The following is a 13,057-nucleotide window of genomic DNA, read 5'->3' as shown; positions in this document are numbered from 1 at the left end:
TCAAGATAGAGGCTCGTATTTTTTGTGATACAGCATAAGGAGGAATGATGAAGTTGCTAAGAAAACAAATGCTGCTATGTTCTATTTTGTTTCTTGTATTTACGCTATCTGCCTGCTCTGCAATTGGGCAGACAGACGAAAACAATCTTACAGATAGCGCAACATCCGCAGAAAAAACGGTATCAGTTGTACGAGGGACAATTACTCCAACCGTTTCAACGCAAACGACTATTGTTCCGGCAGTACCGTTTATTATTTTCTCACCCGAAAATGGCATATTTAATACAGCGGTAGAATTAGAAGAAAAAATCACTGCCGGGCAAATTATTGGAACTGTGAACGGCAAAGAATTGAAATCTCCGGTGGATGGTACAATTACCTCTATTGCCCCATCCAATGAAAGCGTACCGAGTAATTATCCCGTAGCGATAGTGCATTATACAGGATTTGCCCTCAATGTAGAGGCAGATAATTTTTTGAGTACCTTACCGGAGTATGCAGAGTTGAAAGCAAAATTTCAAGTATATGATGGTGTAGGACCAACCGATATGATTGCCGTGGTGTCGCCTGCCGCAGATGAAAATGCGTTTACGGGAATCGTGCCGCAAGAGGGCATTCTGCAATGCTTGATCAGTCAAACAGTCGATGTGAAATCGGGGCAAAGTGCAACGGTAGTCATAACGGCGACAACGAGAAATGATGTCCTTATATTGCCGCTGTCGGTAATAGCGGGTAGACAAGGGACGGGATTGGTTACTGTAATTACTCCGAATGGAGAAAGAGTGGAAACAAAAGTGACATTGGGTGTGACAGACGGAGCCAATATAGAAATACTGTCCGGCTTAGAGGAGGGCGATGTAGTTTCTGCTACTCCGCCAAACCTTGATCCGAGGGGGATTTGATAAAATGAAAGGAATTTCCGAAAAGACTTTAATCAAAATAAAGGATTTGAAAGCAAGCGTCAAATTGAATAATGGCGATATGCTGACAACAGTAACCAACGCTAATATGGAATTGCAACGAGGGCGCAGTTATGCCATTGTCGGAAAGTCCGGCTCAGGCAAAACAAGCCTTATATCCATTATTGGCTTGTTAAATCGGGAATATGAGGGCGAGTACCTTTATGATGGTATATCTATTTCTGCTTTGAAAGACCGTGATCTGTCTATACTGCGAGCCAATAATATCGGATTTGTATTTCAGAACTACTCTCTGATTAAGCACTTGCGGGTATGGGAAAATATCGAATTACCCCTACTCTATGCCAAAAAGTCGTTTACCGCCAAACAGCGTCACGAGATAATTACAGGCTTGCTAAAAAGTGTCGGCTTAGAAAGCAAGGAAAATGATTACCCAATCAATTTGTCCGGCGGTGAACAACAAAGAGTTGCAATCGCAAGGGCGCTTGCAGTATCTCCGGAAGCCATTTTATGTGATGAGCCTACGGGAGCGTTGGATAAAAAGACGGGAACGCAGATTATGGAACTGTTGCACAGCGTCGTAAAAGAAAATGGAATTATGCTGCTGTTGGTTACGCACGATCCTGATATTGCAGATACCTGTGATACGATTTTTGAAATGGATGGAGGGAGGATAACTTGTGCTAAAAATGATACTTAAAGACCTTCGTCTGTCTCCACTTAGAAGTATTCTGACAAGTGTTTCAATGCTTGTAGGCATTATCGCAATGCTTGGATCGGTATTAGTTGGTACGCTTGGACGGGAGTATTTGATTTCCGTAAACGCACAGGTATATGGCTGGTCACCTACTTACTCATTCGTGATAACGGAATCCGATTTTCACGATAGAAATAAAATGGAACAATTATTCCAGAGATTTGAAGCCATTGATGATGTAGCCGCTGTTACTTTTTCTATGGGAGAAGATATTCGATTTGCACCAATGAAAGATTTAACGCCAATACCGCCGAATGATGTTTACCAAAACCTGATGGCTTTTGATTTAGTTTGCACCACGGAGGCATATAGTCAAGTCTATAATCTTCCAATGACATCCGGTAGATGGTTAGAGCCTTCGAGTGAGGGCGGATCGCTTGAAGTGGTCATAAACAAAGAAGCTAAAAACTATTTTAATGATTCGCCCTATGCTGCAGGAAATGTAAAAAGCACACTTTCGTTAACCCCATTCAATATTGTCGGAGTAGTAAACGATGGCAGGGATTTTCCGACTATCTATGCGGATTCTGCGGCGATCCTCAATTTCGCACCAGCAATGTGGCAAGTACAAAATGCAAATGTGTATTGGCATCCCACAACAGGACTGACAATCGAACAGATACATTCTGCCCTTGGCGACATTTTGACTGATACCATTGGCGGTTACTGGGAAAGTGCTGGGCGGAGTGATATTGGAGATACCTATGATTCGGTATTGTCCATACTGCAATTAGGGCTTTTGGTTACTTCGCTTTTGTTGCTGTTTGTTTCCGTATTAGGGCAGATCAATATCGGACTATCTTCATTGGAACAGCGCACACATGAGTTGCTGATCCGCAGAGCGATAGGTGCTTCACGAACAAATATTGTGGCATTGGTTTTAGGCTCACAGTTGATTTTATCAATATTCGTTTGCTTTGCAGCTATTTTGATTTCGCTGATTTTGGTGCATTGTATTGGAGCGTTGCTCCCTGTGGATTCCCCGGTGGGAACACCGAGTTATCCAATCAGCGTTGCTGTTGTTGCAGTTGCTGTGTCTGTGCTTACAGCATTATTGGGCGGATTATTACCAGCATTGAAAGCAGCAAAATTAGAGCCTGCATTGGCTCTTAGATAATAAAACTCAATTCAAGGAGGAAACAAAATGAAACGAACAATCTCAAAATCCGAAAGACCGTACAGACTGTTATTGTGTGTTATGATTTCTTTGCTGGTGATTATGCTGGCAGGCTGCTCCACTTCTTCGGACTCCGACACAAACACAAGAGGTTTCACGGACTTTGCTACCATTGAAGAAGAATACCTAACGACCATTGAGAGTTTGAATTGGCCGGAGGGCTTTACGCCGCCTGATGCTTTGGAAGGCGAAGATACGGGAGCGTCTTTTCAGATAGGATATGGCGATACAAGAGCATCTAACCTTTGGGAATATTCTTGGATGCAGGAATGGCTTGATACTTACAATACGGATTCGGAAAGGGCGGCAAAAGCCTTAGCTGAACTCGAAAAAGCCTTTGATATGCCTTATATGGGAACAGATCGCTGTGATGACGCCACACGCAAATATCTTCGTGATAATATTGATAAAGCTAAGTTGGGAGATCCGTCTGGATTTACAGAGTGTATTCAGGCAAATTATGCCGATTAAAAATGGCACATAGGAGTTTTGGTGTTGGGAGGTGAGCACATATATGCAGAGAAAACGCCGTAAGAAAAAACGATTTGGAGTATTTTTGTTTTTGCTTGTAGTTTGTATCGGCATAGGTATAATGTTTGTGCCGTGGGCAATGCAGCCGGAAAATTTCAGAGAGGTAAAGAATAAAATAAATGGTTTTCTCTACAAAGAAGATTTTCCTGACTCTTATAATGCAAAATCGCTGATTTTGGTGGATTGTTCTGATGATGAAATATTTGTTTCAAAAAACGAGAACGAGCCACAAATTCCTGCAAGTTTAGCCAAGCTGTTTGTTATTGAGTATGCGTCAACTTTAGCAGACCTTGATAGTATCGTTGTTGCAGACTATGGTGCTATTTCACTCACGAAACCTGGCTCGTCTGTTGCTCAAATCAAGGAAAAAGAATACTTTTTACACAATCTATTTGCGGCAATGTTAGTACCGTCAGGGAATGACGCAGCTTATGTGGTTGCTGATTATTGTGGAGGATTACTTTCGCCGCAAGCAGAAAGCTGTCAAGAGCGTGTGAGGATTTTCATGGAGAACTTAAACCTGCATTTGCAACAGCAGGGGTACTTAGACACAGTTTTATATGATCCGAGTGGTTTTGATATGGAGGCACTTACCACCACTTTAGATTTGAAAGAAGTAGTATATCGGTTGTTGGAATACTCGTGGTTTAGAGAAATTGTATCTCAAAACACTTATACGGCAACACTGCCTGATGGCAGTACACAAATATGGCAGAATACAAACGCCTTCCTTGATCCGACATCCGAATATTACAACGAAAATGTATGCGGAATTAAGACTGGCTCTCTGTCTGACGACTATAACTTGATTGTGCTTTATCAGCAGCACGGAAAAGAGTTTTTGATATGCAGTTTAGGCTCTCAGTCCGATTCCTCTCGTTATGACGATGTGAATTTTATTCTGAAAACGATTGATGAATCGTATTATCTCACGCAATAAATCTTATGTTGTCCAAGACAAAAAAACTAACCAAGGGGGGTGATAATATCGGACGAATCGTAATAATGGAGTTCAAAGCACAAGACTCAACAGCCTTTGACGATATGCTGGCTTTTGTAAAACAGCACCCTGATTTTGAAAAATTAGAGATTTCATATGAGCCGACATTATCCCTTTCCGGCTTAGAAATCAATTTGAGCCGGCGCAGAGTTATCAATAACGGTCAGGAAATTGAACTGACCGTCAAAGAGTACGATATACTCTGCTTGCTCGCAGCCAATAAAGGTCGTGTTCTTACATACGAGCAGATTTATGATAAGGTGTGGGGCGAAATATCAGCAGGCAATGAAAAGGATACCGTAGGCTTTCACATTCGGAATCTTCGTAAAAAACTTTGTGATACAAACTCTCACTTTTCCATAGATAGTGTTCGTGAGATCGGCTACCGCTTTAACAGTCAGTAAGCAGTCCCTCGTAGTTCATAATGAATTGCGAGGGATTATTCATTTTCTAAGACGGTATGTCGGAATTTGATAAATCCCTGCAAATGTTGATTTTATACGACTGTTAAGAGCAATATCGTGTCTAAACTTGCGACTGGACTTTGCATTTTCTACGAGTTATCTTCGTAATATCTCGGCATTATACTACTGGAATGTTTATCATAAACAGGGCATGATTTATGGCAGAATGGGCAGTCGTTCTCGTGCCATTTATTAGGTCTTGCTTGGATACGAATATGTTTAACTCCATTCTTATCAGAGTAAAGATTACAATTTTTTATAACTGTGTTCTTGACATTAAGGACACTTTTGCATAATGTATTAACTGAAGCCACTTGTGAATACTCCTTTTGTGTTTTTCTTCGCAGTTAATACATTAAAGGACACAAGTGTTTTTTCAATATGGTGTTGTTAATTTATGGTGTTAGGCTTCCACCATTATGCCAGAAGCCTCATATAAATTTATTGGGAAGAGTTGCTGGACTGAAGTGGTCTGATATTGACATGAATAAAAAAGTAATATCTATAAACCGGACTTTAGTGTATCAGCAATATGATTCTGATTCAAAGAAAGAATTCCATATAGAGGACCCTAAGACGGCTGCCAGTAAAAGAATAATACCGATCAATAGGCAATGTGAACTGGCGTTGAAAAGACAATACGTGCAAAAGATAGTGGTCTCTGATAAGGCCCCTAAGAGCAAAAAGGTGAAGAAAGAATTCAAGGATTTTTTGTTTACTACTAAATTCAATACTCCTTTAAATTCTCAGATTGTATGTGACGCTATTAAGAAAATAGTAAACGAGATTAATCTTATGCGTGATACATTGACTGAAATGGAGCTGTTTTCTGCGCATTGTTTTAGACATACATTTGCTACTCGGTGTTTTGAGGCCGGTATACAGCCAAAGACAGTTCAAGCTTATCTTGGACATGCTACTCTCCAGATGACCATGGATCTATATACAGCAGTTATGCCTAAATATTTGGTTAGCGAGATGGATAAGATATCGAGTCTATATGATTCAATAGAAGAAGATGGGGATAATATAGCCGAGAAGATATACTTAGAAAAGATGATGGAGACTGCTGATATAATAGAGTTTAAGGGTGATCCTAAGGTTGTATAATAATTTAAAAATAAGTTGATATATTATAATATATGTCAGCTTATTTTTTTTGTGTGGTTTGTGTCGGTAATAGGTCGGATATTGATAGAAAGTATAAAAGGTGTGATAATGTTTGTAAAAAATATGTGGTTACTTGAAATGGATAAGATCATAAAATATAATAGAAATATAAGCGGAATATATGCAGACTATGATGGCTTAGCAGTTATTACATAATATACTTATGATGGTTGATTTATATGTAATGCTGTAAGCGTATTAATATAAAATTGAAGGAGGTATGACCTATGACAGCATTAAGACAGAGCGCAATGATGGAGTTGGAGAAAATACCAGAAGACAAGTTGATTTTTGTAATCCAGATTATGCAGGGAGTTAATGGATTATACGATAATTCTAATGATGAAAGGAAAGAAGCGTTTGCAAGACTTGAGCAGTTACGAAAAAAGGGGACTGTTGTTGATGATGCAGCAGAATTAGCTTCTTATAGGGACGAGAAATATGGTAAGTAGAATTTTGATTGATACAAATATATTGCTTGATTATCTCCTTGAACGTGAACCATTTGCAGATGATGCGAGGACAATTGTTGAATTATGCACAAATGGGAAGGCCAGGGCATGCATTGCGGCACATTCAATTCCCAATATGTTTTTCATTTTAAGAAAAAATTACACAATAAAGGAGAGGCGGGACATATTATCAAGTATATGTACGTTGTTTGATGTAGAGGGGATAGATAAAACGAAACTATTGTCAGGTCTTGAAAACGAAGATTTTTCTGATTTTGAGGATTGCCTGCAGATGGAATGTGCAAAGAGCTTTGGTGCTGAGTACATCGTAACAAGAAATGTGTCTGATTATTCGGCCTCGGAAGTGAAGGCAATAGAACCTGGAGAATTCTTGAAAATGTGTTAGTAGTATAAGGAAATATTTTCAAAAGAAAAAATGGAGATTTTATGGTGGTTTTATTTCGAAAAATGACGATAAGAATATAGAGAATCCTGTAAAATAGCCATTTGTGGGGCATAGTAAAATACAAATAGTATTTCTTATTACGTTTATCAGCTCACACCTTATAAGTGGGAGTAGCATAGGAGACCTACACCCCCAAATACGGTCTCATACCATCCAGAAATGCTTCTGTCAGGAAAGCAGACACCTTGTCGCTGCTTTCCTGACAGTTATCCACCGCAAACTTGTGCAGGATACCAACCACGCCGCCTATTGCGTATGCTACGGCGTATGAGTATTTCTCCTGGGCCAGGCCGGTCTTGCTGGATTTTTCCAGAATTAATCGCACGTATCTATGGAACATTGTCAGTGCCTTTTCCACGAAATCATAAGCCTCAGGTGTGGCAATGATGATCATGAGAAATTTATTTGCTTTCATGTATTCGCATAGAGACCTGAAGAACTGGTGGCAGATCTCAAGATTGCCTTCTGGTTTGAAGCTATTCATGATCTGAAATATTTCATCGACGATGCGGTCTTCCATGGCATTGATGAAAGCAGGCATGTCTTCGTAGTGGTTGTAAAATGTGCTTCTGGTCACACCTGTGAGTTTGGTTATCTCGGACACGCTTATTTTGTTCAGAGCCTTTTGACCTGCAAGTATCTTGAATGCATCTAGAAGGTCACTTTCAGTTCTATCATATCGGGGATCGGTTGAGTTGATCATGGCTGTCTCCTTTATCTGCTGCCTGGCTTGGTGCTGCAGTTTTGTCACTATCTAATACAGCAATGTTACAACAATAATGCGTGTGAGTCTATTGTTATACGAGATTTCTTTTGATCTTTTTTGTCGAACTCTTTTCAAACGGCTCTTTTCTTATATCCAGTGCAGAGATCCTTTTGTATGTTGGCTGGTTTTTGTTAAAAGTATCAATAATTTTTTGCAATTTTTCAGAAGTTCTGTCTGCATCCATATGTTTCTTATCTACAAAATCCTGATCTGGATATATGTGAGCAGTGAGATGGTTGCCGTCGCCGGTAATGACTATTTCTGAAATAAGGGGCTCTATAGAAAGCTTTCCTTCCAGTTCCTCAGGGGATATGTTTTCACCATTTGCCAGAATGATGAGGTTCTTTTTCCTTCCGGTTATATACATGAAACCATCGGAGTCGAGATAACCAAGATCTCCGGTGCAGAGCCAGCCGTCTTGAAAAGCTTCTGCGGTCTCGTTTGGCATGTCGTAGTATCCGGACATGACGCTTGTGCCTTTTACCTGAATTTCCTCATCGACAAAACGAACAGCACAGTTGTCCAGGAGTTTGCCAACGGATCCGGGTCTGTTGTATCTGTGATTGTTGGAGCAAATTACAGGGGAGCATTCAGTCATGCCGTATCCCTGGAGTATGTCTATTCCGTATTTTTTGAATTCGGTAACATACACAGGATCCAGATATGCCCCTCCGCAGAATATATATTCCAGTTTACCGCCAAATGCTTCCTTTGCAACCAGCTTTTTAGGAAGGAGAGGGTTGACATCTTTGAGTTTTTTGTAAATGGTTTCTACCATGAGAGGAACCATCAGCATGCCAACGGGCTGGAACCGTTTCATGTTTTTCAGCATGTGGAGCAACGAGTCATTGATGCAGATAGTGGCGCCCAGTGAAATGCCCTTCATCCATTCCATTGTCAGGCAGAAGGCGTGATGTATAGGAAGAACGCTCAGAATAGTTACACCAGGTTCCAGATTTACAAATACATTTTCAACATTTTGTGCGAGATTGAATTGAGACAGCATGACGCCTTTGCTTTTACCTGTTGTTCCAGAGGTATACATAAGCGTACACATTTTATCTTTATCCTGATCGGCAAATGCAAAGTCATCCGGTATGGTAATTTCGCTGCGGAGCTGTTCAAATGACAAAATTGCTAATTGTGGATTTGAATCTGCACCCTCCAGATGCTCTATATCGACTTTCTTTTCCATGGTGAATACAATATTCATTTCGGGACAATCGTCTGTCAGTTCTGTTATCACATCCTTTCTGGATGCTCCGCAGAATAATGCAATTGATCCTGACCGATTCAGAAGTTCATGTAATTCCGGAGCAGACAAGTTTGCATCCAGCGGTACAGCAGTATTTCCCGTGAAAAGTATAGCCATGTAGGCGCAGATCCATTCATAAGAGCTGCTTCCCACCAGTGCAATATGTGTTCCGCAGAGTCCATTATTTCGCAAAATGACAGCAGTTTTGCGAATGTCATCCCACATATCTCCGTAGCTCTTTTCAACAATCTCTCTGTGAGACAGATATTTAACAGCTATTACATCTCTATATACCCGACAGCTTTTTTCAACAATTTCCAGAATATTTTCTTCCATATATCATATCTCCATTTCTTTTATGTGAGGCAAAATGGGACATACTCCATCGTCCCAGATTTTTAATGTTAAACCGATGCAGAAGAGCTTGTCAGGTTGTCAAGGTACTTGATGGCGTCTTCTATAGTGTGAATATTGATGATCTCATCTTCATCGATTTCCACGTCAAATGTATCTTCAAGGTCGCCGAGAAAAGTCATGAAATCAAGGGAGCTAAAGCCCAAATCTTCTATGAATCGCATATCATTAGTGATCTCATCAGCTGGTATATTGCAGTATTCGGCAACAATGTTTAAAAATGTTATATTGTTATTCATATTAAAAATCTCCTTCTTGAATTAATCAAATGGGGTCAGGCACCTCCGTCCCCACGAAGGGGGGGCAGGAACCTCCATCCCAAAAAAATAGTTAGATGCATTCGATGATTTCGCCCACGGTCATTTCTGGCTCGGCAATGCCTTTGAAGATTATCTTCATAAGGTAGTAGTAGAACAGTTCGATGTCCTGTTCGGAGAGACTTGCGGTCTGGTATCTGAAATAGAAATTCAAACCCAGATCATTTGCACTGTGCATGACGGTGAGATAGATCTTTTGTTTTGATGTACCATTTGGAATCCACATGCTCCTTACGGAAATGTCTTCGAGATGCGGATTTTTAAGCCTGATAGGAAGAGGCTGGTAAGTAAGCCCCACGCTCTCATAAGTAGTGTGTGGAGGAGTGTGGAACATTTCTTTCATCTGGTCAGACAAAAGTTCCGGGTCATAATTGCAGTGTCGGTATACATGATTCTGAACATCCTGAATCATGAAAACTGCATCCAGAAACTCTGTGTCCGGATCAATGATGGTTCTGCAAGGGTATGCCATTGCGCGAGAGCCACCTGATACCCACTCAGCATGGGTGGAACGTCTTGAAACATAATTCCTTATGGAGATGTCAGTTTGTCCGCCATTTGCCTTGGAGAGATAAGTTCGTATTCCCATGAGAATGAGGTTGGTCATGGATATGTGATTGTTCATACAAAAATCTAGAAGATTCTGAGTTGGCTCAGCATCCAGGTGATAGTTCTTTGTAGCGACAGACAGGTTGTTAATCTCCTGATCTGCAGCGCGGAGTGACTTGTCATTGTGAAGGCGTCTGCTTTCCTGAAGTATCCGTTGTCCCTGTATATCGGAGTAAATAGGTTCTCCATTTTCCTCCAGCACATTTTGCCAGTACATGCGGTCTTTTGAGACACGTTTCTCGTCTGTGCTTTTTTTAAGATCACGTTCGACCATGTCAGTGAAACTTGCCATGTCCTCGGGATAAGGCGTGCCAAATTTGTAATGACAGTACAGTTCCATGATGTCATTCACCATGACGATAGCTCCACATGAATCCATGAGTCTGTGATCGATCTTGATGTACAGCCCATTGTAGCCACCCGGAAGTGAGATCATTTTTATCACATTCATTGGAACATTGTCCCCGTCAAACGGAATTCTGGACCATTCTTCCATGCGGTGATAAGCGTCATCACCGGAAAGCCATGAAAGGTTTTCGTAATCAATATCTCTGTCATCGTGAGAAACAACATATTGCCGTACCTCTCCATTTGGGTCAACTTTTGTAAAACGGATTCGCAGGCATTCGTATCTCTCGTATTCCAGTTGTATGCATTTTTTCAGCAGACCAAAATCAAGCGGCGCCTGCAGAGTCATACAAATGCTTATATTTGCTACTTGCTGAGTGCCAAATTCAATAATTGGTTTGAAATGTATCTTTTGTGAAGGTGTTAATGGATAATATTTTCTTGGCATAATTTACTCCTCCTGATGTTCTGATACGCTGTGGGAAAAGTTATCATAAGAAAGATGAGGATTCAATATGCCGGATCCGCTAATGGACACTTTAGATGAAATTGACCGGAAATCGGGGAAATCGGGGACGTTCCTTCTGTCACCAAGAGTGTCCCCCTGTAACGAATAAGACAGGGGGACACTCTTGGTGACAGAAGGAACGTCCCTACATGTATTAAAAATCAGAGCGATAAATTTGAAGTCTCACTTGAGGTATTTTAAGGGATTTAATAACTGTTATATTTGGTTATAGAAATCTCGGCAAACCCTTGAAAATACTAAAATTTTCGTGGGTGTCCTCCCCGTCACATCTTGTATTGTGTTATATCGTTTTACCCTTGTTTATGAACCCTCATAAGGGAAAAAACAAGGGAAAGAATCAACTGAGAAAACATTGTTTTTGACCAGTTAGGTAGAAAAAATGACCACCTATTGATAAAGTATAGATAATAATCCTAATTCAGATATACTATAAAGCAAGAAAGGAGGAAGATCATGAAACTGAATATTAATATCGATGCGGAAGCTAAAGAACCTGAAATTATGATTACAACAGCACAGATGACGGAAGAAGTTAACAGAGTTGTTGATTTTGTAAGCAGATTAGATGATGCTCCAACAATTATTTCCGGTATCAGAGAGGATAAGGTCGCACTATTAGATCCGGATCACATAGTAAAGATTTATGCAGAAGACAGTAAGGTTTTTACCCAAACTGACAATGGTACGTATCAAATTAGATTGAGACTATATGAAGCGGAAGAAAGATTGGATAACAGTAAGTTTGTAAGGATATCAAATTCAGAAATTGTGAATCTTAAGAAGGTTAAAAGCCTTGATTTAAGCTTTGTAGGAACAATTTGTATGGAATTATCGAATGGGACTGTAAGTTATGTTTCCAGAAGATATGTTTCAAAGATCAAAAAAGTATTAGGATTATGAGGTGACTAAAAATGAAAAAAGAATTATTTTCTAGAATATTTGTTGGATTATTGGGTGGAATTGTAATTAGTTATTTGATTACAATTGGAATTTCACTTGCAATCGGTGATGGTAGTTACTATTCATGTGTTCCGAGTTTGATTGAACGATTTGGCAATGAGGTAACAGCGATTATCATACAGACTGTTTTAAGTGCCGTTCTTGGAGCAGGATTTGCAGGAGCATCTGTTATCTGGGAAATAGATAAGTGGAGTTTATTAAAACAAACAAGCATTTATTTTGGAATTGTATCTGTACTTATGATGACAGTTGCATATATTTGCGAATGGATGGAGCATTCTGTTAAAGGTGTATTAAGCTATTTTGCTATTTTTGTTGCAATATTTGTTGTAGTTTGGATAGTACAATATTTGATTTGGAAGATACGTATTTATAAGATAAAAGAAGGCATTCAAAAGAATAATTAGTCGAAATACACAGAGTACAAATCGAAGATTTGTGCGGTGGGTGTATTTCGCTCTACGAGGCTGAAAAATGATTTGTGCTAAATATAAAAAGATTATGAATTTTTAGAAATTCATTGACAAAAGAATGGCATTTGGTTCAATAATATTGAAGGAGGGTCCTGCCGATAAGTGGACGTTCAAAAAGCGTTAGGGTCGCTACGGTGACACTACATTCAAGGACTATGGAAACATAGTCCTTGAAATATTTTAAAGAAGAAATGAATGATTCAAGCACCATTAGAAGTATATCGTATTGATATGAAATACATCAGAAACTTACATAATATAGATGACAGAGTTTTATCGGTATCTCCTCAGATTGGTAAGGACGAGCGACCTTTTCTTGGAGTGCTTGTTATTTGTAATGAACATAAGTATTGTGTTCCCTTATCTAAGCCAAAGGAAAAGCATGAAAAAATGAGGGATAAAATTGATTTCAAAAAGATTGTATGAATTGTAATTTTCCGCATTGAATA

At 39.7% G+C, this 13,057-nt stretch carries 16 protein-coding genes; 12 read left to right on the top strand and 4 right to left on the bottom strand.

What is annotated here, in order from left to right; genetic code table 11:
• The first annotated feature begins 47 nt into the window (after positions 1–47).
• From DXB91_RS01375 to DXB91_RS01335, 9 genes are all read left to right on the top strand, one after another.
• Positions 48–902, top strand: a complete 855-nt coding sequence (locus DXB91_RS01375; protein WP_226841040.1) for a hypothetical protein — start codon at positions 48–50, stop codon at positions 900–902.
• A gap of 4 nt (positions 903–906) precedes the next feature.
• Positions 907–1,620 (top strand): ABC transporter ATP-binding protein, encoded by a 714-nt coding sequence (locus tag DXB91_RS01370; protein ID WP_004853372.1) that lies wholly within the window; start codon positions 907–909, stop codon positions 1,618–1,620.
• Positions 1,610–2,794, top strand: a complete 1,185-nt coding sequence (locus DXB91_RS01365; RefSeq protein WP_117456454.1) for an ABC transporter permease — start codon at positions 1,610–1,612, stop codon at positions 2,792–2,794. Before DXB91_RS01370 ends, DXB91_RS01365 begins: the two co-directional genes overlap by 11 nt.
• Before the next feature lie 27 nt (positions 2,795–2,821).
• Positions 2,822–3,325, top strand: a complete 504-nt coding sequence (locus DXB91_RS01360) for a hypothetical protein (RefSeq protein ID WP_015514509.1) — start codon at positions 2,822–2,824, stop codon at positions 3,323–3,325.
• 43 nt (positions 3,326–3,368) lie between these two features.
• A complete protein-coding gene (locus DXB91_RS01355) occupies positions 3,369–4,325 on the top strand; it encodes a D-alanyl-D-alanine carboxypeptidase family protein (protein WP_012744280.1) in 957 nt (318 codons plus the stop codon).
• Between the two features lie 65 nt (positions 4,326–4,390).
• Positions 4,391–4,789 carry a winged helix-turn-helix domain-containing protein gene (locus DXB91_RS01350; protein ID WP_015514508.1) on the top strand — a complete coding sequence of 133 codons (399 nt, stop codon included), beginning with the start codon at positions 4,391–4,393 and terminating at the stop codon, positions 4,787–4,789.
• Positions 4,790–5,230: 441 nt separating this feature from the next.
• Entirely contained in the window at positions 5,231–5,959 is a 729-nt protein-coding gene (locus DXB91_RS01345; protein ID WP_118016639.1) for a site-specific integrase, read from the top strand.
• A 287-nt stretch (positions 5,960–6,246) separates the two neighbouring features.
• Complete coding sequence (locus tag DXB91_RS01340; protein ID WP_118016638.1) at positions 6,247–6,471, top strand: UDP-N-acetylenolpyruvoylglucosamine reductase; 225 nt, start codon at positions 6,247–6,249, stop codon at positions 6,469–6,471.
• Entirely contained in the window at positions 6,461–6,877 is a 417-nt protein-coding gene (locus DXB91_RS01335; RefSeq protein WP_118016637.1) for a PIN domain-containing protein, read from the top strand. Before DXB91_RS01340 ends, DXB91_RS01335 begins: the two co-directional genes overlap by 11 nt.
• 184 nt (positions 6,878–7,061) lie before the next feature.
• Here DXB91_RS01335 and DXB91_RS01330 read toward each other — a convergent pair whose 3' ends face one another.
• The 4 genes from DXB91_RS01330 to DXB91_RS01315 all read right to left on the bottom strand — a co-directional run bounded on the left by DXB91_RS01330 (position 7,062) and on the right by DXB91_RS01315 (position 11,094).
• Positions 7,062–7,640 carry a TetR/AcrR family transcriptional regulator gene (locus DXB91_RS01330; RefSeq protein ID WP_044998345.1) on the bottom strand — a complete coding sequence of 193 codons (579 nt, stop codon included), beginning with the start codon at positions 7,638–7,640 and terminating at the stop codon, positions 7,062–7,064.
• Positions 7,641–7,734: 94 nt separating this feature from the next.
• Positions 7,735–9,294, bottom strand: coding sequence for an AMP-binding protein (locus tag DXB91_RS01325; protein ID WP_118016636.1), 1,560 nt, complete (start codon positions 9,292–9,294; stop codon positions 7,735–7,737).
• Positions 9,295–9,362: 68 nt separating this feature from the next.
• A complete protein-coding gene (locus tag DXB91_RS01320; protein WP_117548796.1) occupies positions 9,363–9,611 on the bottom strand; it encodes an acyl carrier protein in 249 nt (82 codons plus the stop codon).
• 91 nt (positions 9,612–9,702) lie between these two features.
• Positions 9,703–11,094, bottom strand: a complete 1,392-nt coding sequence (locus DXB91_RS01315; protein ID WP_118016635.1) for a condensation domain-containing protein — start codon at positions 11,092–11,094, stop codon at positions 9,703–9,705.
• Between the two features lie 534 nt (positions 11,095–11,628).
• Between DXB91_RS01315 and DXB91_RS01310 the strand changes: the two genes are divergently transcribed.
• The 3 genes from DXB91_RS01310 to DXB91_RS14710 all read left to right on the top strand — a co-directional run bounded on the left by DXB91_RS01310 (position 11,629) and on the right by DXB91_RS14710 (position 13,034).
• Positions 11,629–12,075 carry a LytTR family DNA-binding domain-containing protein gene (locus DXB91_RS01310; RefSeq protein ID WP_022216054.1) on the top strand — a complete coding sequence of 149 codons (447 nt, stop codon included), beginning with the start codon at positions 11,629–11,631 and terminating at the stop codon, positions 12,073–12,075.
• 11 nt (positions 12,076–12,086) lie between these two features.
• Positions 12,087–12,542 (top strand): DUF3021 domain-containing protein, encoded by a 456-nt coding sequence (locus DXB91_RS01305; protein WP_004853253.1) that lies wholly within the window; start codon positions 12,087–12,089, stop codon positions 12,540–12,542.
• A gap of 261 nt (positions 12,543–12,803) precedes the next feature.
• Positions 12,804–13,034 (top strand): type III toxin-antitoxin system ToxN/AbiQ family toxin, encoded by a 231-nt coding sequence (locus DXB91_RS14710; RefSeq protein ID WP_015534180.1) that lies wholly within the window; start codon positions 12,804–12,806, stop codon positions 13,032–13,034.
• Positions 13,035–13,057: the final 23 nt, after the last annotated feature.

It is taken from the genome of Coprococcus sp. OM06-34AC (assembly GCF_003462545.1).
Lineage (GTDB): Bacteria > Bacillota > Clostridia > Lachnospirales > Lachnospiraceae > Coprococcus > Coprococcus aceti.
This window is presented reverse-complemented; position numbering and strand designations above follow the sequence as displayed.

Bases quoted from the DNA above. Each gene is read 5' to 3' on its own strand.
- DXB91_RS01370 (WP_004853372.1), top strand. From the start codon at position 907: ATGAAAGGAATTTCCGAAAAGACTTTAATCAAAATAAAGGATTTGAAA.
- DXB91_RS01330 (WP_044998345.1), bottom strand. From the start codon at position 7,640: ATGATCAACTCAACCGATCCCCGATATGATAGAACTGAAAGTGACCTT.
- DXB91_RS01350 (WP_015514508.1), top strand. From the start codon at position 4,391: ATGGAGTTCAAAGCACAAGACTCAACAGCCTTTGACGATATGCTGGCT.
- DXB91_RS01375 (WP_226841040.1), top strand. From the start codon at position 48: ATGAAGTTGCTAAGAAAACAAATGCTGCTATGTTCTATTTTGTTTCTT.
- DXB91_RS01310 (WP_022216054.1), top strand. From the start codon at position 11,629: ATGAAACTGAATATTAATATCGATGCGGAAGCTAAAGAACCTGAAATT.
- DXB91_RS01315 (WP_118016635.1), bottom strand. From the start codon at position 11,094: ATGCCAAGAAAATATTATCCATTAACACCTTCACAAAAGATACATTTC.
- DXB91_RS01360 (WP_015514509.1), top strand. From the start codon at position 2,822: ATGAAACGAACAATCTCAAAATCCGAAAGACCGTACAGACTGTTATTG.
- DXB91_RS01320 (WP_117548796.1), bottom strand. From the start codon at position 9,611: ATGAATAACAATATAACATTTTTAAACATTGTTGCCGAATACTGCAAT.
- DXB91_RS01325 (WP_118016636.1), bottom strand. From the start codon at position 9,294: ATGGAAGAAAATATTCTGGAAATTGTTGAAAAAAGCTGTCGGGTATAT.
- DXB91_RS01365 (WP_117456454.1), top strand. From the start codon at position 1,610: ATGATACTTAAAGACCTTCGTCTGTCTCCACTTAGAAGTATTCTGACA.
- DXB91_RS01345 (WP_118016639.1), top strand. From the start codon at position 5,231: ATGGTGTTGTTAATTTATGGTGTTAGGCTTCCACCATTATGCCAGAAG.
- DXB91_RS01335 (WP_118016637.1), top strand. From the start codon at position 6,461: ATGGTAAGTAGAATTTTGATTGATACAAATATATTGCTTGATTATCTC.
- DXB91_RS01355 (WP_012744280.1), top strand. From the start codon at position 3,369: ATGCAGAGAAAACGCCGTAAGAAAAAACGATTTGGAGTATTTTTGTTT.
- DXB91_RS01340 (WP_118016638.1), top strand. From the start codon at position 6,247: ATGACAGCATTAAGACAGAGCGCAATGATGGAGTTGGAGAAAATACCA.
- DXB91_RS14710 (WP_015534180.1), top strand. From the start codon at position 12,804: ATGATTCAAGCACCATTAGAAGTATATCGTATTGATATGAAATACATC.
- DXB91_RS01305 (WP_004853253.1), top strand. From the start codon at position 12,087: ATGAAAAAAGAATTATTTTCTAGAATATTTGTTGGATTATTGGGTGGA.